We start from the raw sequence: 26,435 nt of genomic DNA, 5'->3' as shown, positions 1-26,435 counted from the left end.
CCATGAGACCGCCCCGCACCGGCCGCGGACGGCTGCTGCTGGTCCTCGCCCTCGCCACCGCCGTGACCGTGTTCACCGCGACCGTGCCGCTGCTGCGCGACTGGTTCGACCTGCGCGTCTACTACGGCACCGTGGACAGCTGGATCCACCACGGCGGCCGCATCTACGACTACCGGGTCCCGGGCACGACGTACGGCTTCACCTACCCGCCGTTCGCGGCGGTCGCCATGCTGCCGATGGCCCTGCTCGGCTGGCACACCGCGATCGCGCTGGCCCTGCTGCTCAACCTGGCCGCCCTGGCCGTCGTCCTGCGCATCCTCACGGGACCGGGCTGGCGGCGGCACGGCTGGTACGGCTGCGCGCTGGCCGCCTGTCTGCTCGCGCTGTTCGAACCGCTGCGCGACACCCTCAGCTTCGGACAGGTCAACGTCCTGCTGCTGGCCCTCGTCCTGGTCGACGCGTGGCTGCTGGCCACCGGGCGGGGACGCTGGGCCGGCGCCGGGACCGGCCTCGCGGCGGCGATCAAGCTCACGCCCGCGCTGTTCATCGCCCTGCTGCTCCTGGCCCGGCGATGGCGCGCCGCGGCCGTCGCCACGGCGGTCGCCGCCGCGGCCACGGCCCTCGCGGCCTGGGTGGCCCCGGACGCCTCCCGGTTCTACTGGACCGAGGCCATGTGGGACACGACCCGGGTGGGCCGCCTCGACTACGTGTCCAACCAGTCCCTGCAGGGCGTCCTGGCCCGGCTCGGCGAACCGGACCGCCCCCTGTGGGCGGCGGCGGTCCTGCTGGTGCTGGGCGTCTGGGCGTGGCGGGCGCGCCGGGCGGCCGCCGCCGGGGACTTCACGGGCGCGTTCGCCCTCACCGGGCTCACCGCCTGCCTCGTCAGCCCGATCACCTGGGTGCACCACCTGGTGTGGCTGCTGCCGTCCTTCGCCGTACTGATCCGCGCCGGGCACCCGCGCGTCGCGGGCGTCTTGTACGCGGTGCTGTGCAGCAGTGTGGTGTGGCTGTGGTTCGACGACTTCTCGGGCGTCGACGGGTTCGTCGGCGGCAACGCCTACACCTGGATCACCCTGGGCCTGCTGCTGTGGCTGCCGACCGGTCAACTCTCCTCGGGCCGGCAACCCTTGCGTCGCAGCACGAGCGCGACGGCCCCCGCGCCGAGACCGGCGGCACCTGCGATCGCCCCGGCCTCCGCCCAGCCGGGCGCGCCCTCCTCCTCAGCGGCCGCCGCGACCACGGGCCGCGCGTCCGGCCCCGGCCGCGCGCGGGAGCGCAGTGCGTCCAGGGAGCCCACCGGATCGACCCGCCCGGCTGCCGCGAACCCCCAGTCGAGCAGCGAGCGCGTCTCCTCGTACACGGCGGAACCGCCGCCGTCCTGAGGGTTCATCACCGTCACCACCAGCGTGCGCCCGTCCCGGCGGGCCGCCGCGACGAGCGTGTGGCCCGCCTTGCTGGTGTAGCCGTTCTTGACACCGATCAGCCTCCGGTACGGCCTGACCCCGTCGGAGCCGCTCAGCAGCCGGTTGGTGTTGCGGATCGGGTACGACCAGCCGCCGCGCCCCGGGAACCTGGCCTCGACCGTGGCGCAGTACCGCGCGAAGTCGGGGTTGCGCAGCCCCGCCCGGCCGAAGACGGCCAGGTCGTACGCCGACGACACTTGGCCCGGCGCGTCGTAGCCGTCCGGCGACAGCACGCGGGTGTCGTGGGCGCCGAGCGCCCGGGCCCTGGCCTCCATCCGCTCGGCCGTGGCCCGCCGGCCCCCGTTGAGCCCGGTCAGGACGTGCACGGCATCGTTGCCGGAGTTGAGGAACACGCCGTGCCACAGGTCGGCGACCCGGTACGTCTGCCCCTCGTTGACCCCGACCAGGCTGCTGCCGGACCCGACGCCCTTCAGCTCCCGTGCGCTGACCTTGTGCCGGATGCCGCCGGGCAGGACCGGCAGCACCGTGAGCGCGAACAGGGTCTTGAGGGTGCTGGCGGGTGGCAGTTTGCGGTGCGCGTCGTGCGCGGCGAGGACCTCGCCGGTGCGGGCGTCGGCCACCAGCCACGACAGGGCGGAGACGGACGGGACCGCGGGCGCCCCCGTGCGCGGCCGGACCTGCGTGCCGGAGCGGTACAGCAGGGACGGCTGCGGCAGCCCCGCGTGCGGCCCGCCTTCGAGCGGGCCGGGATCCGCCCCCGTACGGGCGGCCGCCGCGGCGGGAAACAGCGCCAGCAGCCCTGCCACACAGAGGGCGCAGGTGGACACGGCAGCCCGGGAAGGAAATCCGATAGTCATACCGCAAACGTAGGAACGGACCTTTCGAACGCGACGCTGCCCGGGCCGAGCGGCACCCGCGAGCACCCGGACGGGGGAAGCGGTGAAGGCCCGGCGGTGACGGCCCGGCGGTGACGGCCCGTCAGTCGGTCGGCAGTGTCGGCTGGATGCGCCGCAGGAACGTCGCGTTGTCGGGTGTCTCGCGCATCCGCTCCAGCAGCGTCTCCAGGCCGCCCTGCCCGTCCCGGGGCTGCAGGGCCCGTCGCAGTCCGCGTACGGCGGTCAACTCGGCTGCGGAGAGCAGGAGTTCCTCGCGGCGCGTACCGGAGGGGTTGATGTCGACGGCCGGGAACACCCGGCGGGAAGCCGTCTCGCGGCTCAGGCGGAGCTCCATGTTGCCGGTGCCCTTGAGCTCCTCGAAGTAGAAGTCGTCGGCGCGTGAGCCGGTCTCCACCAGGGCGGTGGCGAGGATGGTGAGCGAGCCGCCCTCCTCGGCCTGGCGGGCGGCGCCGAAGAACCGCTTCGGCCCGATCAGCGCGGACGCGTCCACGCCGCCGCTGAGGGTGCGGCCACCGGCGGCGGCCGCGTTGTTGTGCGCCCGGCACAGCCGGGTGAGGGAGTCGAGCAGGATCACGACGTCCTCGCCCGCCTCGACGAGCCGCTTGGCCCGCTCGATCACCAGCTCGGCCAGCGCGATGTGCTGCCTGGGCGCCTGGTCGAAGGTCGAGGCGTACACCTCGCCCCGCACGGAGCGCCGCACGAACTCCTGATCAAGATCCAGGCCATGGACGGCGTGGACCCCGAGGCGACCCGGGCGCTGATCGAGGAGCGCAGGGCGTGGGCGCGCGCCAAACTCGCCCGCTACGAGCGCGTCCGCGAGCGCCTCCTGGACGGCCGGAGCGAGGAGGAGTACCTGGCGGAGACCGGCCGCGTCGGGCCGTATCTCACCCTCATGGGAGGAATCTCCTACGAGCAGGAGAACCTGCGCTGGTGCGAGCGCGTTCTCGCGGTCCTGACACAGCGTGCTCGACACGGCGTGCTCCCCTAGGCTGACGAGATGTTCAGCCCCGAAGGCCCCAGCCTGCGTGAGCTCGCCGTCCAGGCGCTGTCGTCCGTCGAACGCGGTTACGACCTGCTCGCGCCGAAGTTCGACCACACCCCATTCCGGACGCCCGCCGCGGTGCTCGACGCGGTCGGGGCGGCGCTGGAGCGAAGGGGACCCTTCGGCGCCGGGCTCGACCTGTGCTGCGGCACCGGTGCGGGCGTCGACGTGCTGGCCCGGGTGTGCCGGGACAGCGTCACCGGGGTCGACTTCAGCGCGGGCATGCTCACCGTCGCCCGCGAGCGCACCCGACCCGCGGGGCCGCCGGTCTCCTGGGTCCGCGCGGACGCCCGGGCCCTGCCCTTCGCGCCGGCCTTCGACCTGGTGGTGAGCTTCGGGGCGTTCGGCCACTTCCTGCCCCGCGAGCTGACGGCGCTGTTCACCCAGGTCCACTCCGTCCTGCGGCCGGGCGGCTGCTTCGCGTTCCCCCTGGTCGCACCGCCCCGCCCGGGCGAGCTCGGGTACTGGATGCTGCTCGGCTTCGACCTGGTCATGCGGGTGCGCAACGCGCTGTGGCGCCCGCCGTTCGTCATGTACTACCGGACCTTCCGGCTCGGCGACGTCCGTCGGGAGCTGACGCGGGCCGGGTTCCAGGTGGAGCTCCAGGCACTGCCCGAGTTCGGACGGCGGCAGGACGGCAGTCCGCGCGTGCGGATGGTGGTGGCCCGGCGGCAGCCGTAACCCACGGCGGCGGCATGGCCGCCGTGCGCTCCCTCCTGTGTGTTCACCGGCCACCAGCACGGGACGCCGGTCCTGCTCGGCTCGGCTCGGCCCGGTTCGGCCCGGCCCGCTCCGGCCCCGGGCACGACGGACAGCCGGCCCCGACGTGCCGGGACCGGAGGACTGCCCGCCGCACGAACTCAGCAATGGCTGGCCCCCTTCACCCGGCGGCTTCGGCCCGCCACGCGGACCGTCCGCTCGCGGGCGGCACCGGGCCGACCCCGTCGCCTGGATGCGTGTCCTCGACGGACAGAGCCTCGACGCCGCCGCGGTCACCACCCTCACCGACGTCCTGCCACCCGCCCTGTACGCGCCCCGGCGCACCCCGCACCCGGTCCCACCGCGGAGCTGACCGTCCACTTCACCGTGGGCTGGGGAGCCAGGCACGGATCGTACGGGCCGAGCAGCGCCCGGCCGCTGACTGAGCGCGACCGGTGCGTCAGCTCCGGATGAACTCCAGCAGGTCGGCGTTGAACGCCTTCTCGAAGTCGCCCACCAGACCGTGTGGGGCGCCCGGATAGACCTTCAGCCTCGCGTCCTTGACGAGCTGGGCCGTCTTGTGGGCGGAGGCACCGATCGGCACGATCTGGTCGTCGTCGCCGTGCGCGACCAGCGTCGGCACGTCGATGCGCCCCAGGTCCTCGGTGAAGTCGGTCTCCGAGAACTGCTCGACGCAGTCGTACGCCCCCTTGAGGCCGACCTGCATGCTCCACAGCCAGAACGCGCGCCGCATGCCCTCCGACTCGATGGCGCCGGGCCGGTTGTAGCCGTAGAAGCTCTTGCTCAGGTCCCAGTAGAACTGCGACCGGTCGGCCTCGACGCCCGCGCGGATCCCGTCGAAGGCCTCCTTCGGCGTGCCCTCCGGATTGGCCTCGGTCCGCAGCATCAGCGGCGGCACCGCGCCCAGCAGCACGGCCTTCGCAACCCGCGCGGTGCCGTGCCGCCCGATGTAGCGGACCACCTCGCCGCCGCCGGTCGAGTGTCCCACCAGGATCACGTCGTCGAGGTTCAGCGACTCGATCAGCTCGGCCAGGTCGTCCGCGTACCGGTCCATGTGGTTGCCTTGCCAGGGCTGCCCGGAACGGCCGTGCCCCCGCCGGTCGTGCGCGATCGCGCGGAACCCGTGCTCCGCGACCAGGCGGGCCTGCCCGTCCCAGGCGTCCGCGTTGAGCGGCCAGCCGTGACTGAACACGACGGGCTGTCCGTCGCCCCAGTCCTTGTAGAAGATCTCGGTTCCGTCGGAGGTCGTGAACGTGCTCATGAGAACCCTCTCTCCAGGTCGTGCGCCCGAGGCTATGCGCGGATCGGAGGAAGCGCCCTACGACATCAGGGCGGTGTCCGCGATCTCCTTCCGGCCACGGTCGATAACCGGCGCGTCACCGCGGTCGATGAGGAGCGGCGCAGGGCGGCCGGCCCCGGGTCAGCCCGCGGCCGGCAGCGTGAACTCGTAGATCAGCGCGTCCTGGGCGTTCACGACGAGGTCGGTGATCTCCAGCGGTCGGGCGTACTGGTCGTGCACCCGCCGGGTGACGCGGACCGACGGCGTGCCCGCGAGCGGGGTGATGCAGTCGCGGTGGTGCAGGGTCAGGCCCGCGGTGCGCATCCAGTCGTAGGCCCGCCGCAGCTGGGCGGCGGCCGCATCGTCGGCGCGGTCGCGGTAGCGGGCCAGCTCCTCGACCTCCGCGAGGGCCACGGCGGAGAACGACGTCACCGCCGTCCGCAGCCCGCGTCCGTCGGCGGCCGACGACCGGTAGCGGTGCACCAGCGTCGGCCGGTCCGGGGCCAGCCCCAGGGCCTCGGCATGCTCCGGCGGAGGAGACTCCCAGGCGACGGTGGCCCGGGACAGGGCACCGGCGTCCGCGGCTCGGGCGCCGACCGGGAAGGTGAGGGAGGCCGGGGTCTGCACCGGCGGGCCGGGCAGCGTCGCGTGGCTGCCCCGCCGGTCGGTGGCGACCAGGCCGTCCCGGCGCAGCACCTGGAGCGCCTGACGTACGGTCTCCCGGCTGACCCCGAAGTGCTCGGCCAACTGCCGCTCCGCCGGCAGCCGTTCACCGGGTGTGATGGTTCCGTCGCGCAGCTCGCCGAGCAACTGCGTCGCGATCCGCCGGTACAGGGGCCCTCCTTCGGCGAGCGGGGTCTCGTGCGGGGTGGTGCGGGCCATGCCGCGCCTCCTGATGGTCACGTACGGTAGCCGCGTGGGCTCGGTGCGCCACCAGATCTAGCATTGGTCTAAACCAGCAGGGAAGGGCGGCCCGGCGGTTCGGCCGAAACCGGTCCGCGGGGGCGCCCGTGTCAGAGCGCGCTGTATACGGCGTCGACGAGGGCCATCTTGCGCGGGTCGTCGGCGATGCGCGGCCCCATGCGGTTCATGGCGTAGCCCAGCGACACGCCGGCCTCCGGATCGGCGAGGCCGCAGGAGCCGCCGAAGCCGTCGTGTCCGAAAGCGCGCGGGTTGGGCCCGTAGGAGCCGTTCGGCCCGCTGAGCCACAGGCCCAGCGCCGCCTCGGTGTCGCGCTCGAAGCCCGCCCCGAGCACCAGATCCCGGCAACTGCCCTGCCCCTCACGCGCCCGCTCGGCCGCCTCGGGGGACAGGACGCGGTGGCCGTCGTACGTGCCGCGCCCCGCGAAGACCGCGTACAGCGCGGCGACGGCCCGCGCGGTGCCGTGCCCGTTCACGGCCGGTAACTCCGCGGCCCGCCACTCGGGCGTGTTGGCGTCGGTCGCGCCCACCGGCGGATTGGTCAGCGCGGCGACGGCGGCGGGCGTCAACCGGCTGAAGATCGCCGCCTGTTCACTGGTCGGTGCGACCGGCGGCTGCACCAGCTCGGCCGCCCGGCCGGACTCCTTCTCCGGCAGCCCGATCGTGAAGTCGATCCCGAGCGGCCCGGTCACCTCCCGCTCCAGGAACGCCCCCGGCGGCATCCCGGACACCCGCCGTACGACCTCGCCAACGAGATGGCCGTACGTCAGCGCGTGGTACCCGGACCGCGTGCCCGGCTCCCACCAGGGCTGCATCGCCGCGAGCCGCTGCGTCGTCAGCTCCCAGTCGTACAGCTGGGCGAGCGAGTGCGGCTCCCGCAGGCCCGCCAGGCCGGCGCGGTGCGACAGCAGATGCCGTACCAGGACCTTCTCCTTGCCCGCCGCGGCGAACTCCGGCCAGTACGCGGCCACCGGCGCGTCGAGGTCGAGCAGCCCCCGGTCCGCGAGGATGTGCGCGCACAGCGCCACGGGACCCTTCGACGTCGACCACACGTTGACCAGCGTGTCCCGCTCCCACCGCCGGGTGCGGGCCCCGTCGGCCCAGCCGCCCCACAGATCCACCACCGGCACGCCGTCGACCATGACGGTCACGGCCGCACCCAGCTCCCCCCGCTCCCGGAAGTTCTCCTCGAACGCCGTACGGACCGCCGCGAAACGCGGATCGCACTGGCCGTGAACCTCGGCCTGCTCTTCGTGCATTGCCCCTCCCTCGACCGTCTTCAGGTCCGGGGCCGCGCTGCCGCGACCCCGGGCGCCCAGAACGTACCGACTGGTCGGACCAAGGGGGAACCCCGCGGGCGGGGAACGGCCGAATCAGGCGTACGACCGTATCCAGCGCAGCTTGGCCGCCTCCTGGAAGGGGCCGCCGCCCTCGTGGTCGTTGAAGTCGTAGACCTCGATCGCCTTGTCGTCGTGTGCCCAGGCGTTGAAGGCCGCGAAGACGGTGGAAGGCGGGCAGGTCTGGTCCTCCAGGGCGGCCGAGAACAGTGCGGGGGCCCGGCCGCGCGCGGCGAAGTGCACGCCGTCGAAGTAGGAGAGCGTGCGCAGGGCGTCCTCGCTGCGGCCCCGGTGCGTTTTCAGGTACAGGCCGATCTCCCGGTACGGGTGACGGTCCGTGAGGGTGGCCGCGCGCGGGAAGTCGCACAGGAACGGCACGTCCGGCGCGACGCCCGCGAGGTCCGGGACGAGACCGCCCACGGCGATCGCGATGCCGCCGCCCTGGCTGGCGCCGACCGCCACCGTGCGCGCCGGGTCGGTCAGCGGATGCGAGCGGGCCGCCTCGATGGCGCGCACCGCGTCCGTGAACACCCGGCGGTAGTAGTAGCTCTCGGGCGCGTCGAGACCGCGCGTCATGAACCCGGGATACGAGGGAGCGCCGCCCACCGGGTCCGCGGTGCCGCCGCCGGCGCCCCAGGCGCTGCCCTGGCCCCGGGTGTCCATCACGAAGTGGGCCCGGCCGGTGGACGCCCACAGCAGGTGCTCGTGCGGCAGGCCGCGCCCGCCTCCGTAGCCGATGAACTCCACGACCAGCGGCAACGGGGCGTCCGCGTCGGCCGGCACCGTCAGCCAGCCCTTGACCGGATGACCGCCGAACCCGGCGAACGTCACGTCGTACACCCGCACCGTCGCAAGACCCGTGTCGACCGGGTCGAAACGGGCGTCCAGGTCGTGCTCGCGCGTCTCCTGAAGCGTCTTCGACCAGAACGCGTCGAAGTCCTCGGGCTCGGTGGAGGCGCTGCGGTACTCGCGGAGTTCGTCGAGCGGAAGGTCGAACAGGGCCATGTAGGACCGCCTTTGTGGAGAGAAGGTGCGGAGACAGTGCGGTGATCACACCGTACGTGGGTGGTCGGAGGACTCGCCAGGTCTTTGCCGCGGTCCACGTCCGGAGCGCGCACGGGTGTGTGGACGTGATGCGCTGGTCAGGCACAGGGAACCGCCCACCGGGCAGGGTGGGCGTGAGGTACTGGGCGGCAGTGCGGTGAGGGCAGGTGACGGCGGGTGGTCGGGTCACCGGCCTCTTTCCGGCGGGGGAGACGTGCCTGTGCGGCGCGTGGGAGTGGCCTCAGGACCGGCGGTGGGTCCGCGCAGTGGGTGCGCGTCTCATGCCCGCCGATGGCTCCACTCCGGCTCCGTACGCGCCCACTCCCGCTCCCACTCGGCCAGTCGGCGGCTGAGCGCGGCTCGGCGCACGACGCCGTGCCCGAGGAGCACCACGGCCACCGCGCCCCCGGTGGCGCACACGCCGACGGTCAGGGTGTGCTGCCAGACATCGGCGCCGTCCACCGGCGGCGTGACGTTGCGCCCCCGGGAGTCGAACCACACGTCGACCTTCTCGCCCTGCCGCGTGTCTCCCGGCACCCGCGCGACGGCCGTGCGCTCTCCTTCGCCCGGTTCCGTCCAGCGCACCGTGGCGCGGTACGCGTGCTGGGCCCCGGCCTGCGCCGACGGCAGCGAGTCGCTGGCCCTGCCGACCACTTCGGCGCGTACGCGGTGCCGCTCGGCGCGCTGCTCCGCCGCGGCTTTCCGCGCCTCGCCATGGGCCCACCCGGCCGCGGCCGCCCCCACCAGGGGCGCGACCACGAGCAGCAGGACGGCGACGACCAGCACCGTCCACGCCTCGACGACATCCGACCGGCGCCGCAGCGGATTGCGCCGCCAGCGCCAGCCGCGCACCCGGGTTCGCATGTCGACCTCCTCGCCCGTCACCGCAGCCGGAGGGCCGGACAAGCCGTACGGGGGCGGCACCGCCGCTCCCCTCGCATCGCGCCACGCGTGCGAGTGCCCATACGGATCTGGTACCCCGTCCGACCGGTATCGATCGCTCACCGCGGCCCGGGTGCGACGGGCGCGGGCGGCTCAGCCACCCTGTACCGCTGCCACCCGTGGTACCGGCGGTACGGGTGTACGGCGTGCGGCCGTACGGAAGAGCCGGCCGCCGGGCGGCGCCGGTGCGGGCGGTCGTCCGTGCGCAGAGGGCGGATCGACGGTGATCCGTGGTGCTTGCCGAGCCCCCGGACAGGTGCCCGGCCGTGCCACGGTGAAACACCGGGGGTCACGTCCTGTGGCAGGGCGCGCACGCTCCCGCGCTGCCCGCTGCCGGAGGTGAGCCGTTGCCGTTGCCGTTGCCGTTGCCGCTGCCGCTGCCGCTGCCGTTGTCGCTGTCGCTGTGGCTGTCGTGAAGCCGGGCATCCCGGCGCTCAGCCGAAGCGCTCGATCCGGACCCTGTCCACGGGCTGGCCGGCTGCCACCAGCAGCCGGGAGGCGTGCTCGGCGAACGAGTTGGACCCGCACACATAGGCCTCCCACCCACCAGCGGGACTCTCGGCCAGGAGGGGCGCCACACGTGCGGCCGACACACGTCCCACGGGCACCCCCTCCGGCGCGCCGCGAGTGAACACGGTCGTCGTCTCCGCGCCGAACTCCCGCGCGTAGATGAGCTCCTCGGGACTGCGCGCGGACACCAGCAGCCGCAGCGGCACGGAAAGGCCGCGCGCCCGGTGGTGCCGCACCATCGACATCAGCGGTACGACCCCGGAGCCGGCGCCGACGAGCAGCGCCGGCCGGTCGCCCGGCCAGGCGAAGAAGCCGCTCAGCGGGCCACGCACCTCGACTTGGTCACCGGGCCGGGCCACCGTGTGGAACCAGCCGGAGACCTCACCGCCCGCCACGTGATCGAGGGTCAGCTCGATGTGCCCGGAGTCGTCGGGCGCGGACGCGATCGAGTAGTGGCGCTGGGCCGCATAGCCGTCCTCGGCGGTCAGCCGCAGCAGCAGGTGCTGGCCGGGCAGATGCCCCGGCCAGCCGGGCACGGCGAACCGGAAGGTCGCGGCGCGCGGGGTCTCGCGCCGGATCTCGGTGAGTGTGGCGGTCCGCCACACCGAGGCGGCCTGCTCGCTCACGGCGATCCGCCCCGGCACGGCGAAGGGGGTGGGAGGGACGAACGTCTCAGTCACCGGAGTACCGCTGCTCCTCCCAGGGGTTGCCGCGCGCGTGGTAGCCGTTCTGCTCCCAGAAGCCCGGCTCGTCGTGGTCGAGGATCCTCAGGCCCGCGATCCACTTGGCGCTCTTCCAGAAGTACAGGTGCGGCACCAGCAGCCGCGCCGGGCCCCCATGCTCGGCGGGGAGCGGCTTGCCGTCGTACTCCCAGGCGATCCAGGCACGCCCGCCGGTCAGGTCCGTGAGCGGCAGGTTGGTGGTGTAGCCGGTGTGCGAGTACGCCACGGCATGGGTGGCGGACCCATGGGGCCGGACCACATCCAGGAAGACGTCCAGGGACACGCCCCCGAACCGCATCCCGAACTTCGACCAGCTGGTCACGCAGTGGATGGCACCCTCGTACGCCGACGCCGGCAGCCGGTGCGCCTCCTCCCACGTCCAGGTGCGGGGCTCCGCCACCCGTCCGTCGATCCGGAAGGTCCAGTCGGCCGGCGCCAGGTCGGGGGTGACCTCGGCGGACAGGACGGGCCAGTCGTCGCCCGCGTCGTACTGGCCGGGCGGCAGCCCGGGGTTGTCGACGCGGGGTCGCCCGGTGAAGCCTCGGGTGACGTTCATGCGGGTCGTGCCTCCGTACGTGATTGCACCTTCAACCGTAAGGGGTCGTCCACCCGGCCCGGCCCCCGGGAGGCGCGGTGGCCGTCGCGTACGGCATCCGGCAACGTGGCGGAAACGTGCGCCTGCACACGGGGACCGGCAACACGAACGCCGTCCGGCTTGACGAGTCCCTGAGCTTCAGCCTCCGCCGCACCGCCGCGTTCCTCACCGCCCATGCGCCCAGCACCTGACGGTGACTGGTCGGTGGCGGCTGGAGGCGGAGCCGGGGCGCCCGGACCATCGGGTAATGTGGCCGTCCGGCTGCGGGCGGTCCCAGCCGTCGCAAGCCGAGGAGGTGAGACCCATCACCGTTGTGTCGGCTCGGGTGCTCTCCCCTCACAACAGCGCGGATCACCGTCAGTAGGTGGCCGCCGGAGCGCCCTTCGGTTCTCGAAAGGCTCTTGGCTTCCATGCCGTCTGTCTCTTCTGGCCCGTCGCCTTTCTCCTTCTCCTCGTCCCGGGACTCCGTCGTGGCCGCGCTGCGCGCCGCGGGCTGCGTCTTCGCCGAGGACGAGGCCGAGTTGATCCTCACCGCCGCCCGCACCCCGGACGAGGTGGCCGCCCTGGTCGAGCGCCGTGTCGCCGGGCTGCCCCTCGAACTCGTCGTCGGCTGGGCCGAGTTCCGGGGTCTGCGCATCGCCGTGGAGCCCGGGGTCTTCGTGCCCCGGCGCCGTACCGAGTTCCTGGTGGAACAGGCGCTCGCCCAGGCGCCCGAAGCGTCCGTCGTCGTGGACCTGTGCTGCGGCTCGGGGGCCGTCGGCGTAGCCCTGGCCGCTGCACTCGGCGGCGTCGAGTTGCACGCCGCCGACATCGACCCCGCGGCGGTGCGCTGCGCCCGCCGCAACATCGCCGCCGCCGGCGGTCACGCGCACGCCGGTGACCTGTTCGAGGCGCTGCCCGACGAGCTGCGCGGCCGCGTCGACATCCTCGCGGCCAACGTGCCGTACGTCCCCAGCGACGAGATCGGCCTGCTGCCCCCGGAGGCCCGGGACCACGAGCCGCTGGTCGCCCTGGACGGCGGCGCGGACGGTCTCGACGTCCTGCGCCGGGTCGCCGCCGAGGCGCCCCGCTGGCTGGCGCCCGGCGGCTGCGTCCTGGTGGAGACGAGCCGGCGGCAGGCCACGACCGCCGTCGACGCCTTCGAGCGCGGCGGCCTGACGACCCGTCTGACGGTCTCCGAGGAGCTGTACGCCCACGTCGTGATCGGCGTACGGCAGGAGACGGGGCGAGGCTGAGCGGTGACCGCCGACCCGGGCGGCACGTCAGTCGAAGCTGACTGCCGACCCGCGGCACCTCAGTCGAAGCTGACCGCCGACCGGGCCGCACCTCAATCGAAATAGGATTCGAGCGTGCCGCGACGCCGGACGTCGAGCGTCGCGCAGTGGAACGAGCCGCCGAACGGCGCGTAGTGCAGCAGGTCGCAGGGGATCGGCTCGAATCCCCACTTCTCGAGCGCGCGCAGCATGTCGGTGTGGTGCCGCTCCGCGATCACCCGTTTCTCGTCGACCATCAGCACGTTCATGCTGAGCCACTTGCCGCACATCGACGTGATCTTGAGCACGCGCTCGTCGATCGGGTTGGGCTCGGGGGCGATCAGGATGTCCCACGACCTCAGGACGTCCGGCAGACGGTCGATGTCGACGTATTCGGGATTGACCAGCACCTTGCCGGGCGCGAGCAGGACGAACGTCGTGTCGATGTGCATGGGGGTGCGGCAGCGGCTCTCGATCTCGTGGATGCGATAGCCGGGGCCGAGATGGCGGCGCAGCCAGTCGATGCCCATCCGGTTGGTGACGTTGCTGCGCGTCACGAAGAGGTCGCGTCCCGCGCGGACGAAGTCCGCGGCGTCGAACACGGGCTCGAACTCGGTGAGGATGTACCGCATGGGCTCGCCGGCCTTGGGGATGCGGAAATCCGCCTCGAACAGCTCGTCGGTGAGCTGCGGCCGGGGAGCCGCCGTCCAGCGCGCGCCGCGCCGGAAGTAGTCCTTGAGGATCGCGCGATAGGAATGCGTCTCGAAATAACGGCACGGCCATGCCATCGGCGTCTCGATGATCTCGTCGCCGATCACGAGCATGCTGTCCCGCGGGCAGGTGTTGCAAAACCCGCGCGACGACCAGTCGGGGGTGCCGAACCGTCGCCGGTGGTCGACCGCGTCCGGACGCCTGACCGTGATATCGAGGGACTCCAGGAGAGCGATGAACTGGTCGAGCTCCTGCTGCGCCCGCTCGATAAGCATCCGCGGATACGTGAAGCCGGCGGCGAGCCCCTGCAACCGCGCCGCCCAGGGGGGCATGTTGCAGGCCACGACCGGATGCTTCGAGGGGATCGTCGCGCCGTCGAGACGCCCGACGATGATCTCCTCCAGCGGGTCCCACTCGTTGTGTGAATTGACCGGCGAATCGAGCGGCTCCGCAGTGTCGTCAGTCATGGGAATGCCGGGCTCCTGCACTACCGCCATGCTCAACCGCGCTTTCGATCGCAGAACCTACTGATGCACTGTATCCAGCACGTCACTCAGAGTGCTCTTCGGAGCTGTCCGCGTCAACGAGCAGGGCCGACCCCGTGGCCGGATGACGACACACACCCCCCGGGGCACGCGGAGCGGCCCTCCCACTGTGGGCCGAGGGCGCCCCAGACCAAAGCGGATCCGTTCGGGACGGGCACCCCCGGCTCAGGGGGCGCGTACCCGCCGTGTCCGGCTCGACACCAGCCGTCGATGCGGCGCGCCGTGCCGCCGTTCGGTTCAGGCCACGGCCGGAGGGGCCGGATCGTCGCCCTGCGGCCGTCCCCCGCGCACGGGACGGCCCCCTTCCGCGCCGTCCGCAAATGTCCTCTCGCGCGTATGAATTTCGGGAAGTGACCGAATAGGCGGCCATATTTGTGCCATCGCAAATGCGGGTGTAACGCGGCAGGGCATGCCGGACGCAGAAGTGAGTGCAAGCGACAGAGCAACGCGTCAGATCGGATTTCCCATGAGCAGCACCGACCCGGCTTCCGGATACCGGACGTACGACCACCCGGAGCCCGACCGCTCCCCGCGCGGCCAGGCCGCCGCACGGCGGACCGCCCTGGCGGTTTGCACGGTCGCCGACATCGCGGCCGGTTTGCTGGGCCTGTGGATCCTGCTCTTCCTGCTCGACGCCAATCCTGCGAATGCGTTCGTCGAGTTCGTGCGTGAAACGGCGGACTGGCTGGCCTGGTGGGCACAGGACATTTTCACCATGGACACAGAGGGTCTACGAGTCGTCCTCAATTACGGTCTCCCGGCTGTTCTGTATTTGCTGATCGGCCACGGGATCGCCGCACGGCTCAACAGGGCCTGACAGCCTGACGGAATGGACAGCGGAAGGACCGGCACCGTGCCCCACACCCCCAGTGGAAACGATCACCTGCCGATCTATGAGGACCTGGTACGCGAACGCGGTGACGTCGTCGCGGAAGCCCAGCGGGCGGCCGAGCGCACACAGCACCAGGCAGCGGAACTGCTGAGCGGAACGGATCCGCACCAGCCGAACGTGCCGACGGGATGACGGCTGCCGATGGTGGGGCGGCCGGTGACGAACGGCCCCCCGCAGTCGGCTGCCCTCGTGGCAGCAGGGGTCAGGCCGTCGCCCTCCGGGCCGCCCTGCGGTGACGGCGTGTCACGTCGCCGTACCGTTGCCCGTCGGGCTCTGTGACGCCGAGGGGGACGGGAGCCGCCCGTCGCGCGGTCCGTGGCCCGGGAACCGGTCGCGCCAGTCACCCCGGCCCTTGCCCTTGTCCCTGGCCTTGTCCTTCTCCCATGCCTTCCAGGCGCCCGCCACCACCCGCGTGGCGGTCCGGTCGCCGTCGTCGGCACGGGTGCCGACCAGGGTGGCCTTCTCGCCCTTCTCCAGGGCACCGGCGCCCGTGCCGGAGGCGCCGTCGTGGTGCACCTTGGTGTCGGAGTTCACCGTCCACGTCCACTGGGTACCGTCCGCGCTCCGGACGGTGACCTGGTCGCCGTCCACCTTCTCGACGGCGCCCCGCTGCCAGGTCCGGACGACCCACTCGCCGGTGTCACGGTCCTTGACGGTCGCCTCGCCGTGCACGCCGCCGAACCCGAACCACGGCCCGTGCCCGTGGCCGTGCCGCCCGCCGGATCCGTCCCGCGGGGCCGACGCCGACGGGGACGCCGAGACCGAGGCGCCGTTCCCCGAGTCCCCCGAGGTCGCCGCGTAGGCGACGGTGCCGCCGAGGCCGAGCGCCACGACCGTGGCCGCGGCCGTCACCGCCCGGGCCCGCACGGACTGCCGCCGCCACAGCCCGCGCGGGACCGCCGACGGCCCCGCCCCGTTCACACCCACCCGCGCCGCATGCCCGGCCTCCGCCGGAACCGGCTCGTTCGGCTCGTAGGGCCGGTCCGGCGACTCGCCGCCGGCGGTGTGCTCCTGCTCCGGATCGTGCGTCACGGCTCGCTCCCCTCGACCACGGCACCCGGTATGTCCGTGCCTGTGCCGTGATTGTGGGACACGGCCGATAAGGACCCGGTAATCGGTTCCTGTGAAGGTCCGTGTGAAGGTTCCTGCGAAAGGCCCCGTGCAGGCGACCGTCCGGCGGTTCCGTCATTCGGGCGGCGTCGCCCGGGCGATGAGCAGGGCCACGTCGTCGGAGTTGTCGGGCTCGTGCAGGGTGCGCAGGAGCAGGTCGCAGACCTCCTCCAGGGGGCGGTCGGGTCCGTCGAGCAGGGCCAGCAGCGTGTCGAGCCGTTCGTCGAGCGGATGCCGTCGCGTCTCGACGAGACCGTCGGTGTAGAGCACCAGGCGATCGCCGGGTTCCAGGTCGACGGTGGTCGTGGAGAAGGCGACTCCGCCGACGCCGAGCGGCACTCCGGTGGGCAGGTCGAGCAGCTCCGGGGGGTGCCCGGCGCGCACCCGGACCGGCGGCAGGTGCCCGGCGTTGGCGATCCTGCACTGCCGCAGATGGGGGTCGTGGACGGCGTACAGGCAGGTGGCGATGGCCTGGTCCAGTCCCGCGGTGATCTTGTCGAGGTGCTCCAGGAGCAGCGCCGGGTCGAGGTCGAGGGAGGCCAGGGTGTTGGTCGCCGTACGCAGCCGTCCCATGGTCGTCGCCGCGGTGATGCCGCTGCCCATCACGTCGCCCACGACGAGCGCCGTCTTGCCGTCGTCCAGCGGGATCACGTCGAACCAGTCGCCGCCGACCTCGCTGGTGGCGCCGGCGGGCTGGTAGCGGGAGGCGACCTCGAGTCCGCCCGTCATGGGCGGGTGGCTGGGCAGCAGGCTGCGCTGGAGGGTGAGCGCGGTGTCGCGGGCGTTCTGGTACCAGCGGGCGTTGTCGATCTGCACGGCGGCGCGGGCGGCCAGCTCGCGCGCCAGGAGCAGGTCGTCCTCGCCGAACGGCTCCGGATTGCGGGTGCGCTTCAGGTCGAGGGCGCCGAGCACCTCGCCGCGCGCGATCAGCGGTACGGCGAGATAGGAGTGGACGCCCGCCCGGCCCAGCAGCTCCGCCGCCTCCGGGGAGCGGGCGATGCGGGGCAGGTCCTCGTCCGTGACCTGCGGCACCATCACCGGGTGCCCGGTGCGCACGCACTCGGTGACGAGGCGGTCGGGGGCGTAGCGCGCCACGTGGCCGGGCGGATCGGCCGCCTGGAGGGCCTCCGGCTCCCGGTCGGCCTGCACGGCCAGCGCGCGGATCACCGCGGACTCCGCCGGGCCGATGGTGCTGCGGCGGCCCTGCACCACCGCGTCCAGCAGGTCGACGGCCGCGATGTCGGCGAGTTCCGGCACGGCGACGTCGGCCAGCTCATGGGCCGTGCGGTCCAGCTCCAGCGTGGTGCCGATCCGGGCGGAGGCGTCGGCGATGAGGGCCAGGCGGCGCCGTGCGGCCTCCGCCTCCAGGCCCATCCGGTACTGTTCGGTGACGTCCACGGCCATGCCGACCAGGCCCAGCACGGCCCCGAGCGGGTCCTCCAGCCGGTACAGCGAGATGGACCAGGCGTGGTCCTCGTCGGGGTCGGCCGGAGTGCGGCCCACGATGCGCTGGTCGACGAGCGGACGGCCGGTTCGCAGCACCTCCCGCATGGTGGCCTCGATGGCGTCGGCGTCGACCTGCGGCAGCAGCTCCCGCACCGTGCGGCCGATCTGCTCCTCGGCGGGAATGCCGTTGAGCCGCTCCAGCGCCCGGTTGACCGACACATAGCGCAGATCGGTGTCCACGAAGGCCAGCCCGATCGGGGACTGCTCGATCATCCGCGTCGACAGCGCCACCTGCCGCTCCAGGCGGCGCACCGTCGACTGGTCGGCGCACAGCCCCAGCGCGTAGACGTCCCCCTGGTCGTCCTGGAGCCGCATGTTGCGGAACTCCACGAGCCGCGTGCTGCCGTCCTTGCGCCGAATGGGGAAGGCCCCGGCCCAGTTCTGGCCGGTTTCCATTACGTCGGAGAACAGCTTGACCACCAGGTCGAGGTGCTGCTCGTGCACCATGATCCGGGCGGCGTACTGCCCGAGCGCCTCCCGCGCCGTGTACCCGAACAGCTCCTCGGCCTGCGGGCTCCACAGCACGATCCGCCCCTGGGCGTCCAGGACCACCGAGGCGACGCGCAGCACCTCGAGCAGGCCGCTCGGCTCATGCGGCCCACGCGCCGGCTCGTCGCCCCCGGCCACGGGAGACCCGGCTGCACTCATCCCACGCCCGCCTTCGCCGTTCCTCGCGGCACGCCGTCACGGTGCCGACTCCCCTTGTTCTACCGCGCGAGGAGCCGTTTCTCCGACGCCTCTGCCGTCTCCTTCCACGATCCCCCAACACGGCGGCGGTCGCCCCGCAAAGTCACGAGGACGGCAGCTCTCTCGCCGGTAGTCCTCCCCGGAAGGTGGTGCTTTGCTGGGGTTGGGGCGGGGCACGGCAGCGCGGCCACGAGAGGAGCGATCACGATGGACAGTGAGCGACCGCACCCGGAGTCCGTCTCGGTGGAGATCAGCGGATGCAGCAAGGACGACGCCCGGATCGTGTTCGACACGCTGTGCGCCTGCTTCTCGTCCGACCGGCGCGCCGACGACATTCCCCAGGAACTGCACCGGACGCGTCCGACGGTGTGGCTCGGCACGTTCGACGTCGCCGAGGCGCACGAGGGCGCCCGCCCGGCCCGGCTGAAGTCCTCCGTCGACGCCGACGTGCACGGCGGCTACTGGGCGGTCGAGCGGTTCCGCAAGACCCTCGACTCCCTGTTCACCGTACACAGCCTGACCACGGTGCCGGGGGACCAGGAGGAGGAGCTGCACGTACGGCTCGAGAACCGGTGAGCGTCCTGAGCCGTCCAGCAGGCTGAGCACCGCCCGCCGGTAGACGGCGTGCACCACGGGCAGGTCCGCGAGGCGCACCCGCTCGTCGACGCCGTGCAGACCCTCGTACGGCAGGCCGAAGCCCGCCGTGGCCGGGATGCCCTCGGCCGCCAGCAGGTTGCCGATGTTCGACGGGCCCGCCGTCTTCGCCCGCACCCGCAGCCCCTCCCGGGCGGCGGCGTCGAGGAGCGCGGCGGCGGGCTGTTCGTGCTCCGCGAGCCGGTACGGCGGCCAGGCCGCCACCGGGCTGATCTCCGTGGGGCATGGGGCGGGCAGTACGGCGTCCAGCTCGGCCGCCGCCGTGCGGACCAGGGCCTCGGCGGCGCGGGCGTCGAAGGCCGGGATGGTGCGGATGTCCAGGCCCACCTCGCACCGGTCCGGCACGACGGAGAAGCCCTCGCCGCCGTGGCAGGAGGTGACCGTCAGTTTGGGCGGCAGCGGGAACTCCCCACCCGCGCCCGGGAGCCGGGCCTCCTCCAGCAGGCGCACGAGACGGGCCGCTCGGGAGACCGCCCCGGCCGTGACCCGGCGCGACCCGGAATGCCCGGCCGCGGCGTGCACCGCGACCGTGGCCCGCCACAGCCCGCGCCCCCCGACCACCACCTCCTCCAGCCTGGGATAGCCGATCATCACCCCGGCCGGGCGTACCGCGTCCGGGTCGGCGAGATACGCGCGGGCGCCGCCGAAGCCGCCGGTGTGCTCGTCGGCGTCGAGGAGCACCGCGAGCCCGCCGCGCAGCTCACCGGCCCGGGCCCGCAACTCGGCCGCGACATGGCAGAACAGCGCCGCGGCGAGCTTCGAATCGGCCGCGCCCCGGCCCAGCAGCCACCCGTCGGCCACCGCGCCGCAGTCCGGCGGGAAGGACCAGGAGGCCTCGTCACCGTACGGAGCGGTGTCCACGCAGGCGTCCAGCGCCCACCAGTTGCCGGGCCGGCCGCCGGCGACCTCCACCAGCAGCGCGCCCGGGCGGCGCGTGCCGTCGTACAGCCGGCGGTACGGCAGGCCGTGCGCTGCGAGCCAGTCCGCCAGGACGGCGAGGACCGGCCCGTGGTCGTCGATCCCGGCCCGGCTCGGGCGGCGGATCAGTTCCTGGGCGAGCTCCACCACGGAGGCGGTGACGCGGTCGTCCCGCCGAAGGTCACTGGTCATGGCCCCACTGTGCCCTCCATCCCCCTTGTGCAACTAGTTGCATAAAACCCCGGGCGTCCTCTACAACTACAGACACGACACCGCGCACGGAGGGCCCGATGACCCGTTACCCGCACCTGCTGACCCCGCTCGACCTGGGCTTCACGACCCTGCCCAACCGGGTCCTCATGGGCTCCATGCACGTGGGCCTGGAGGAGGCCGAGGGCGGCTTCTCGCGCATGGCGGAGTTCTACGCCGCCCGCGCCCGCGGGGGAGTGGGCCTGATCGTCACCGGCGGCATCGCGCCCAACGAGGAGGGACGGCCGTACGAGGGCGGCGCCAAGCTCACCACCGAGGCGGAGGCCGAGCAGCACCAGGTCATCACCGCGGCCGTGCACCGCGCGGGCGGGCGGATCGCGATGCAGATCCTGCACTTCGGCCGGTACGCCTACCACCGCGACCTGGTCGCCCCGAGCCCCCTCCATGCACCGATCAGCCCCTTCCCGCCCCGCGAGCTCACCGACGCCGACATCGAGCGGACCATCGACGACTACGCCCGCGCCGCCCGCCTCGCCCGGCAGGCCGGCTACGACGGCGTGGAGATCATGGGCTCCGAGGGCTACCTGATCAACGAGTTCATCGCCGCCCAGACCAACCACCGCACCGACCGCTGGGGCGGCTCGTACGAGAACCGCATGCGCTTCCCCGTCGAGATCGTCCGGCGGGTGCGCGAGGCGGTCGGTGAGGACTTCATCGTCATCTACCGGCTGTCCATGCTGGACCTCGTGCCCGGCGGCTCCACGCTGGACGAGGTGATCACCCTGGCGCAGGCCGTCGAGGCCGCCGGGGCGACGATCATCAACACCGGCATCGGCTGGCACGAGGCCCGCATCCCCACCATCGCCACCTCCGTGCCGCGCGGTGCCTACACGTGGGTGACGAAGCGGGTCATGGGCGAGGTGTCGGTGCCGCTCGTCACCACCAACCGCATCAACACCCCCGAACTCGCCGAGCAATTGCTCGCCGAGGGCTGCGCCGACATGGTGTCGATGGCCCGCCCGATGCTCGCCGACCCCGACTTCGTGGCCAAGGCCGCGGCCGGGCGCCCCGAGGCGATCAACACCTGCATCGGCTGCAACCAGGCCTGCCTCGACCACACCTTCAGCGGCAAGATCACCTCCTGCCTGGTCAACCCGCGCGCCTGCCACGAGACCGAGCTCGTCCTCGCCCCGACCCGGCGGCGCAAGCGCGTCGCCGTCGTCGGGGCCGGCCCCGCCGGGCTGGCCTGCGCGGTCTCCGCGGCCGAACGCGGCCACGACGTCACCCTCTTCGACGCCGCGAGCGAGATCGGCGGCCAGCTCAACGTCGCCCGCAAGGTCCCCGGCAAGCAGGAGTTCGACGAGACGCTGCGCTACTTCCGCACCCAGCTCGCCGAGCACGGCGTGGACGTACGGCTGGGCACCCGCGTCCAGGCGGCGGACGTGGCCGACTACGACGAGGTCGTCGTCGCCACCGGCGTCACCCCGCGCACCCCCGACATCCCCGGCGTCGACCACCCGAGCGTCCTCGGCTACCTCGACGTCCTGCGCGACGGCGCCCCCGTCGGCGACCGGGTCGCGATCCTCGGCGCGGGCGGCATCGGCTTCGACGTCGCCGAGTACCTCACCGACGGCGGCGACAAGGCGCACGAGGACCCGGAGACGTACTTCCGCCACTGGGGCGTCGACCTGGACTACCGCGCCCCCGGCGGCCTCGCCGCGCCCGAGCGGCCCGCCCCGCCGCGCACCGTCCACCTGCTCCAGCGCAAGGCCACCAAGGTCGGCGCGGGCCTCGGCAAGACCACCGGCTGGATCCACCGCACCGAGCTCAAGCACCGCGGCGTGCGCCTGGTCGCGGGCGTGCGCTACGACCGGATCGACGACGCCGGCCTGCACGTCACGATCGGCGGCGAGAGCACGGTCCTGGAGGTCGACACGATCGTGCTGTGCACCGGGCAGGAGCCGCGCCGCGACCTGTACGAGGAGCTGATCGCCACCGGGCGCGGCGCGCACCTCATCGGCGGTGCCGACATGGCCGCCGAACTGGACGCCAAGCGCGCCGTCAAGCAGGGCACGGAGCTGGCGGCGGCCCTGTAGGGGCGGGACCGGCCGCAGGGGGCGTCTCCCTAGGATGACCGCATGTCACTCCCGCACGCGATCCTCACCGCCCTGCTCGAGAAACCGTCGTCGGGGCTGGAGCTGACCCGCCGGTTCGACAAGTCGATCGGCTACTTCTGGTCGGCGACGCACCAGCAGATCTATCGCGAGCTGGGAAAGCTGGAGGCCGAAGGGCTGATCCGCGCCCTGCCGGCCGAGCAGCCGACACGCGGGCAGAAGAAGAGCTACGAGGTCCTGCCCGCGGGCCGCGCCGAACTGGCCCGCTGGACCGCCGCGTCCCAGGACCCCAAGCCGCACCGTGACGCCCTGCTGCTGAGGCTGCGGGCGGCGGCCGTGGTCGGCACCGCGGGTCTCCAGGCCGATCTGCGACGCCATCTGGAGCTGCACGAGAGGCAGTTGGCGGAGTACGAGGAGATCGAGAGGCGCGACTTCCCGCCCGGCCGGGACAGCACCCAGGACCGGCTCCGGCACCTCGTCCTGCGGGCCGGCATCGACCTGGAGACGTTCTGGACGCAGTGGCTCAGGCGCGCGCTGGAGGAGTTCGGCGAGCTGCCGGACCGGGAGCCGCACTGACGCCGCCCGCCGGTGGGCAGTGCGCCGGGCGGACGGCCGCCGCCCGGCCACGCCGGAAGGACGACCACCGTAGTCGTGACCGGATCGCCGCCCTCGTCACCGCGTCGCCGACTCGTGACCGGATCAGAGCCGGTACGGCTTGTTGCGCCGCCGCAGGCACCAGGCCGTGGCGATGAGACCGGTCCCGACCAGCGCGCCGCCCGCCACCAGCGTGACGGTGCCGTAGTCCTTCGCGGTCCCGCCGATCCCGCCCATGACCCCGCGGGACGGCGAGGCCGTGGGGGAGACCCTCGGCGTGGGGGGAGGGGAGACGATGACGGACTGGGTGCCCGCGGTGTGGCCGTCGGAGCAGATGACGATGACGGTGTACGTGCCCGGGCTGACGTTCGACCAGGCGGCGGACTGGTGGGTGGTCGTCCCCGACAGCGCCACCTGACGCCCCTGGGAGAAGTTCGCCTGGCTGCTGGTGAGCAGGGAGGCCGTGCCCCAGTTGCCGTTCATCTGGGTGCAGGCGCTGGTGGTGACCGAGACCGTGGAGCCGGTGGTGCTCACGGAGATCCCCGGGCCGGCGGCGACCGGGCCGGCGGCCAGGGCGAGCGGAAGCGCGGTGGCGGCTGCCACGGTCAGGCCGGAGCGGAGAACTGGCGATGAGTTGCGCATGTGGACTGCCCTCCGGCGGCACGGTTGGCGGTACATCCCTTGCGCCGCCGAGGATCGGGAACGCCCGTGCTGCCACAGCGTCAGCCAAGGTCCCCGGACGCCCCCGCGCACTCCGGCCGCCGCCGGGCAGGTGACGGATTCCTTCGTCCGGCGGATTCCGGGCCGGGGCGCCCGGGCCCAGGAATTCCGAGCTGGGGCGCCCGGTTTGGGGATTCCGGGCCGGGGCGCCTGGGCCGGGGATTCCGGGCCGGGGAGCCCGGCTCCGGCGATTCCGGGCCGGAGCCCGGCCGATGATTCCGGCCGGTGTGTCACCGCTGCGTGCCCGCCGTCGCCCCGTCCGCCGCACGACCGGCCGCCCCGCCCGTCGTCACCGTCCGCTCCGCCGAGAAGCCGCCCCAGGTCCCGTCCGGCAGCCTGGCCCGCAGCCGCACCCGGTGACTGACCCCGGCGTCCCGGCCCACGTAGAAGCTGTACGTCGCCCGGTCGCGCGGCGCCTGCCCGCCGTACACCAGCGAGGTGGCCGGACGGCCGTCCAGGTGGAGCTCGTACTCCGTGACCACGCCGTCCGTACGCGGCGGGACCCAGCTGAGGTCGATGTAGTACGCCCCGCCGGACCGGCGGCTCGTGGCCCGGAAGCCGGTGGGCGCCGTGGCCCGGCCGTCGTCGCTGCCCGGTGTGGCGAGGCGGACCGTGGCACTGGCGGGCGAGACATGGTCGGCCGCGTCCCGGGCCCGGACGGTGAAGGCATAGCGCCTGCCGGGCCGCAGCCCCGTCACCACGGTGGCCGTCTGCCCGCCGCCCACGCTGTGGATCTTCGTATCTCCCTGGTGGATGTCGTACGACACCACACCCTGGTCGTCCGCCGACGCGGTCCACGACAGCTGGACCGCTCGGCTCCCGACCACCCGGCCCCGGGGCGCCGAGGGCCGGGTCGGGGCCGAACGGTCGGCCGCGGTGGCCGCGGGCGTTCTCGCCCGGACCTCCCGGCTGCGCGGCCCGAGCCGCCCGTCGGCGTCCCGCGCCCGCACGGTGAACACATACAGGGTGGACGGCCGGAGCCTGGTGACATCCACCATGTGCTCCGACCCCGGCACCTCCTCGACCTTCGTGGTGCCGCGATATACCTCGTACCCGCTGACCCCGGCGTCCGCGGTCACCGCGTTCCACATGACGTGCACACTCGTCGCGCTGCCGGCCGCGGCGGTGACGCCCGTCGGCGCGGCGGGCGGCCGGCCGCTGTCGCCGTCGCCGTCGCCCGTCCCGCCCCAGGCGCAGGAGGAGACCAGGGCGAGCACCGTGCCGAGCGCGGCACAGCGCCGAACGGGAAAGGTCACGCCTCGCACGACTCTGCCTCCCCGGGGCGGCACACGGGAACGGCCCGGACGGAAAGGGTCCAGACCGAAATGGTCCGGACCAATATGGCGTCGCTGAGGTGATCGCATCAAGGGTGCCGTCGTTGGTGACCACGCGCGGGGGTTACGTATGCTGAAGCTCCTCACGGCCGAACTCCTTATGAGAACTGAGGAGTTCACGCCTGTGGCGCGGAAACCGCTGTCGTCGCAGATCCCGCGCCGACGCGGTGGTCGGGCGGCCTGAGCTTGCGCGGGCTCAGGCCCCCGGCCACTGTCGGGAGTTCGGGCCGGACCTGCCGGGAGTTCATGGCACGTGCACCGTCCGGCCCCCCACTGGTGGCCGCCCGGCGGTTCAGGGATCAGATTGGGCTGAGTGCCCGTCAGGTCCCCCAGGAGAGGCTTCCGTATCGTGCGTGTCCCGTCACTGACGCTGGCCGTGGCCGGCGCCGCTCTGCTCGCCCCGACGACACTCCTCGCCGCCCCGTCCGAGTCCCGGCTGCGCACCGAGCCCGTGGCGTGGCGGGAGGGTGCCATCCGCGCCGAGCCCGTGGGGTGGTGGGAGGGCGCCGTTCGCGCCGAGTCCGTGACCTTGCGTGAGGGCGCCGTCCGCGCCGAGTCCGTGGCCTTGCGGGAGGGCGCCGTCCGCGCCGAGTCCGTGGCCTTGCGGGAGGGCGCCGTCCGCGCCGCCGACCTGCTGGACAAGGTGCGTGACTGCACCCCCGTCTCCCCTGGCCGTTACCGCAGTGACGCCGGCAGGCCCGCGATCATTCCGGTCTGCGGCACCCCTGACGCCGTCTTCTGGAAGGCCGACATGGACATCGACTGCGACGGCCGCCCCGGTCCCCACTGCAACAGCACTACGGATCCGTACTTCTCCGCCAGTACGGCCTACTCGCAGTCCGACGGCCACCCGTTGAGTGCGGAGGAGCTCCCGTTCATCGTCGTGCCCGCCCCGAGCCAGATCTGGGACTACCGGGCCCATGGCGTCCGGGGCGGGTCGGTCGCGGCCGTCATCCACGGGGACCGCGTCCAGTACGCGGTCGTCGGCGACACCGGCCCGTACGACGTCATCGGCGAGGCCTCCTATGCCACCGCCAAGGCCCTCGGCATCCGCCCCGACCCGAGCGGCGGCGGCACGGCCTCGGGTGTCACGTACATCGTCTTCAAGGGCTCCCGGGTGACGCCCATCGAGGACCACGACGTGGCCGTGGCGACGGGGGAGCGGCTGGCGCGGCAGTTCGTCACCGGCCGCTGAACCGAGCCGCCGACGGGGCGTCAGACGACAGCCCCGAATGCCAGGAGACGCCAGGCTGCTGACGACGCGTCACACGGCCGACCAGCCGTCGTCGACGGGCAGGATCGCGCCGTTGATGTTGCTCGCCGCGTCCGAGGCGAGGAACACGACTCGCGGCGGCCTGCTCCTCGGCCCGCGCCACGCGGCCGAGGTTGACGAAGTGCGGGCCGAGCGTCATCGGCCCGTGGGCGCCCTGCTCGGCCTCCACGGTGATGCCCGTCCGCGTGCCGCCCGGGCAGATGGCGTTGGCGCGTATCCCCTGCCTCCGGTACATCACCGCCAGGGACTTCGTCAGCCCCACCACGCCGTGCTTGGAGGCCGTGTACGCGGCGCCCGCCGCGCTGCCACGCAGACCGGCCTCCGAGGCGGTGTTCACTTTCAACGCGGCCCTGCGTGCGGCGGTCGAACACCACGCCTGGCGGACCGCCGACCCACGGACCGGCCCGGCGACGGCGCGGGACGAGCTGGCGGCGACCCTGCGCTCGGCCCTCGCCGTCGCGGCGGACGGACTGACATGAACG

At 73.2% G+C, this 26,435-nt stretch carries 23 protein-coding genes and 5 pseudogenes; 12 read left to right on the top strand and 16 right to left on the bottom strand.

All coding sequences use genetic code 11. The annotated features are described in order from the left end of the window. Window positions 1-2: 2 nt before the first annotated feature. Window positions 3-1,382: a glycosyltransferase 87 family protein gene (locus ACYVMZ_RS28605; protein ID WP_461084646.1), complete on the top strand. Its 1,380-nt coding sequence runs from the start codon at window positions 3-5 to the stop codon at window positions 1,380-1,382. A gap of 59 nt (window positions 1,383-1,441) precedes the next feature. On the opposite strand, the pseudogene ACYVMZ_RS28600 reads toward ACYVMZ_RS28605, so the two are convergent. Together ACYVMZ_RS28600 and ACYVMZ_RS28595 are read right to left on the bottom strand one after the other, a co-directional pair. Beyond that, window positions 1,442-2,281 (bottom strand): annotated as a pseudogene (locus ACYVMZ_RS28600) (D-alanyl-D-alanine carboxypeptidase family protein); the annotation flags it as partial. Between the two features lie 121 nt (window positions 2,282-2,402). Beyond that, window positions 2,403-3,095, bottom strand: a pseudogene (locus ACYVMZ_RS28595) (hypothetical protein); the annotation flags it as partial. On the opposite strand from ACYVMZ_RS28595, the pseudogene ACYVMZ_RS28590 reads away from it, so the two are divergent. Both ACYVMZ_RS28590 and ACYVMZ_RS28585 read left to right on the top strand, forming a co-directional pair. Next, window positions 3,018-3,308: pseudogene (locus ACYVMZ_RS28590) on the top strand (PadR family transcriptional regulator); the annotation flags it as partial. The pseudogenes ACYVMZ_RS28595 and ACYVMZ_RS28590 sit on opposite strands and share 78 nt — an antisense overlap. Before the next feature lie 9 nt (window positions 3,309-3,317). Then, window positions 3,318-4,043, top strand: coding sequence for a class I SAM-dependent methyltransferase (locus ACYVMZ_RS28585; protein ID WP_461084644.1), 726 nt, complete (start codon window positions 3,318-3,320; stop codon window positions 4,041-4,043). A gap of 478 nt (window positions 4,044-4,521) precedes the next feature. On the opposite strand, the gene ACYVMZ_RS28580 is transcribed toward ACYVMZ_RS28585, so the two are convergent. From ACYVMZ_RS28580 to ACYVMZ_RS28550, 7 genes are all read right to left on the bottom strand, one after another. Beyond that, complete coding sequence (locus ACYVMZ_RS28580) at window positions 4,522-5,343, bottom strand: alpha/beta fold hydrolase (protein ID WP_461084642.1); 822 nt, start codon at window positions 5,341-5,343, stop codon at window positions 4,522-4,524. Between the two features lie 159 nt (window positions 5,344-5,502). Continuing rightward, window positions 5,503-6,243 (bottom strand): GntR family transcriptional regulator, encoded by a 741-nt coding sequence (locus ACYVMZ_RS28575; protein ID WP_461084640.1) that lies wholly within the window; start codon window positions 6,241-6,243, stop codon window positions 5,503-5,505. Between the two features lie 131 nt (window positions 6,244-6,374). Further along, entirely contained in the window at window positions 6,375-7,541 is a 1,167-nt protein-coding gene (locus tag ACYVMZ_RS28570) for a serine hydrolase domain-containing protein (RefSeq protein ID WP_461084638.1), read from the bottom strand. Between the two features lie 114 nt (window positions 7,542-7,655). Further along, the gene (locus ACYVMZ_RS28565; RefSeq protein WP_461084636.1) at window positions 7,656-8,624 is read right to left on the bottom strand and encodes an acetylxylan esterase; all 969 of its coding nucleotides are present in this window, start codon (window positions 8,622-8,624) and stop codon (window positions 7,656-7,658) included. Between the two features lie 318 nt (window positions 8,625-8,942). Next, window positions 8,943-9,527, bottom strand: a complete 585-nt coding sequence (locus ACYVMZ_RS28560) for an Rv1733c family protein (protein ID WP_461084634.1) — start codon at window positions 9,525-9,527, stop codon at window positions 8,943-8,945. Window positions 9,528-10,039: 512 nt separating this feature from the next. Then, window positions 10,040-10,795, bottom strand: a complete 756-nt coding sequence (locus tag ACYVMZ_RS28555) for a ferredoxin reductase (protein WP_461084633.1) — start codon at window positions 10,793-10,795, stop codon at window positions 10,040-10,042. After that, window positions 10,788-11,393: a sulfite oxidase-like oxidoreductase gene (locus ACYVMZ_RS28550; RefSeq protein ID WP_461084631.1), complete on the bottom strand. Its 606-nt coding sequence runs from the start codon at window positions 11,391-11,393 to the stop codon at window positions 10,788-10,790. The genes ACYVMZ_RS28555 and ACYVMZ_RS28550 overlap by 8 nt, the downstream gene beginning before the upstream one ends. Before the next feature lie 77 nt (window positions 11,394-11,470). On the opposite strand from ACYVMZ_RS28550, the gene ACYVMZ_RS28545 reads away from it, so the two are divergent. Further along, entirely contained in the window at window positions 11,471-11,623 is a 153-nt protein-coding gene (locus ACYVMZ_RS28545) for a GNAT family protein (protein ID WP_461084629.1), read from the top strand. 219 nt (window positions 11,624-11,842) lie between these two features. Continuing rightward, window positions 11,843-12,667 (top strand): putative protein N(5)-glutamine methyltransferase, encoded by an 825-nt coding sequence (locus ACYVMZ_RS28540; protein ID WP_461084627.1) that lies wholly within the window; start codon window positions 11,843-11,845, stop codon window positions 12,665-12,667. 92 nt (window positions 12,668-12,759) lie between these two features. Here ACYVMZ_RS28540 and ACYVMZ_RS28535 read toward each other — a convergent pair whose 3' ends face one another. Beyond that, entirely contained in the window at window positions 12,760-13,863 is a 1,104-nt protein-coding gene (locus ACYVMZ_RS28535; RefSeq protein WP_461084625.1) for an amidinotransferase, read from the bottom strand. 544 nt (window positions 13,864-14,407) lie between these two features. Between ACYVMZ_RS28535 and ACYVMZ_RS28530 the strand changes: the two genes are divergently transcribed. Both ACYVMZ_RS28530 and ACYVMZ_RS28525 read left to right on the top strand, forming a co-directional pair. Beyond that, a complete protein-coding gene (locus tag ACYVMZ_RS28530; RefSeq protein WP_461084623.1) occupies window positions 14,408-14,758 on the top strand; it encodes a hypothetical protein in 351 nt (116 codons plus the stop codon). Between the two features lie 12 nt (window positions 14,759-14,770). Continuing rightward, window positions 14,771-14,965, top strand: a complete 195-nt coding sequence (locus ACYVMZ_RS28525) for a hypothetical protein (RefSeq protein WP_461084621.1) — start codon at window positions 14,771-14,773, stop codon at window positions 14,963-14,965. Between the two features lie 111 nt (window positions 14,966-15,076). Here the strand turns inward: ACYVMZ_RS28525 and ACYVMZ_RS28520 are convergent, their stop codons facing one another. Together ACYVMZ_RS28520 and ACYVMZ_RS28515 are read right to left on the bottom strand one after the other, a co-directional pair. Further along, entirely contained in the window at window positions 15,077-15,865 is a 789-nt protein-coding gene (locus tag ACYVMZ_RS28520) for a hypothetical protein (RefSeq protein WP_461084619.1), read from the bottom strand. Between the two features lie 153 nt (window positions 15,866-16,018). Then, complete coding sequence (locus ACYVMZ_RS28515; protein ID WP_461084617.1) at window positions 16,019-18,097, bottom strand: SpoIIE family protein phosphatase; 2,079 nt, start codon at window positions 18,095-18,097, stop codon at window positions 16,019-16,021. 246 nt (window positions 18,098-18,343) lie between these two features. On the opposite strand from ACYVMZ_RS28515, the gene ACYVMZ_RS28510 reads away from it, so the two are divergent. Beyond that, the gene (locus ACYVMZ_RS28510) at window positions 18,344-18,712 is read left to right on the top strand and encodes a hypothetical protein (protein ID WP_461084733.1); all 369 of its coding nucleotides are present in this window, start codon (window positions 18,344-18,346) and stop codon (window positions 18,710-18,712) included. 36 nt (window positions 18,713-18,748) lie between these two features. Here ACYVMZ_RS28510 and ACYVMZ_RS28505 read toward each other — a convergent pair. Then, window positions 18,749-19,900: pseudogene (locus tag ACYVMZ_RS28505) on the bottom strand (M20 family metallopeptidase); the annotation flags it as partial. A gap of 98 nt (window positions 19,901-19,998) precedes the next feature. Between ACYVMZ_RS28505 and ACYVMZ_RS28500 the strand changes: the two are divergent. Together ACYVMZ_RS28500 and ACYVMZ_RS28495 are read left to right on the top strand one after the other, a co-directional pair. Then, window positions 19,999-22,014, top strand: coding sequence for an NADPH-dependent 2,4-dienoyl-CoA reductase (locus ACYVMZ_RS28500; protein ID WP_461084615.1), 2,016 nt, complete (start codon window positions 19,999-20,001; stop codon window positions 22,012-22,014). A 42-nt stretch (window positions 22,015-22,056) separates the two neighbouring features. After that, window positions 22,057-22,608 carry a PadR family transcriptional regulator gene (locus ACYVMZ_RS28495; RefSeq protein WP_461084613.1) on the top strand — a complete coding sequence of 184 codons (552 nt, stop codon included), beginning with the start codon at window positions 22,057-22,059 and terminating at the stop codon, window positions 22,606-22,608. A gap of 123 nt (window positions 22,609-22,731) precedes the next feature. On the opposite strand, the gene ACYVMZ_RS28490 is transcribed toward ACYVMZ_RS28495, so the two are convergent. Together ACYVMZ_RS28490 and ACYVMZ_RS28485 are read right to left on the bottom strand one after the other, a co-directional pair. After that, window positions 22,732-23,268, bottom strand: coding sequence for a hypothetical protein (locus ACYVMZ_RS28490; protein ID WP_461084611.1), 537 nt, complete (start codon window positions 23,266-23,268; stop codon window positions 22,732-22,734). A 308-nt stretch (window positions 23,269-23,576) separates the two neighbouring features. After that, the gene (locus ACYVMZ_RS28485; RefSeq protein ID WP_461084609.1) at window positions 23,577-24,611 is read right to left on the bottom strand and encodes a fibronectin type III domain-containing protein; all 1,035 of its coding nucleotides are present in this window, start codon (window positions 24,609-24,611) and stop codon (window positions 23,577-23,579) included. Between the two features lie 628 nt (window positions 24,612-25,239). Between ACYVMZ_RS28485 and ACYVMZ_RS28480 the strand changes: the two genes are divergently transcribed. Beyond that, the gene (locus tag ACYVMZ_RS28480; RefSeq protein ID WP_461084731.1) at window positions 25,240-25,875 is read left to right on the top strand and encodes a glycoside hydrolase family 75 protein; all 636 of its coding nucleotides are present in this window, start codon (window positions 25,240-25,242) and stop codon (window positions 25,873-25,875) included. A 69-nt stretch (window positions 25,876-25,944) separates the two neighbouring features. Here the strand turns inward: ACYVMZ_RS28480 and ACYVMZ_RS28475 are convergent. After that, window positions 25,945-26,290: pseudogene (locus ACYVMZ_RS28475) on the bottom strand (SDR family NAD(P)-dependent oxidoreductase); the annotation flags it as partial. Between ACYVMZ_RS28475 and ACYVMZ_RS28470 the strand changes: the two are divergent. Beyond that, window positions 26,283-26,432, top strand: a complete 150-nt coding sequence (locus tag ACYVMZ_RS28470; RefSeq protein WP_461084607.1) for a hypothetical protein — start codon at window positions 26,283-26,285, stop codon at window positions 26,430-26,432. The pseudogene ACYVMZ_RS28475 and the gene ACYVMZ_RS28470 sit on opposite strands and share 8 nt — an antisense overlap. The last annotated feature ends 3 nt before the right edge of the window (window positions 26,433-26,435 follow it).

It is taken from the genome of Streptomyces deserti, assembly GCF_054782695.1.
This window is presented reverse-complemented; position numbering and strand designations above follow the sequence as displayed.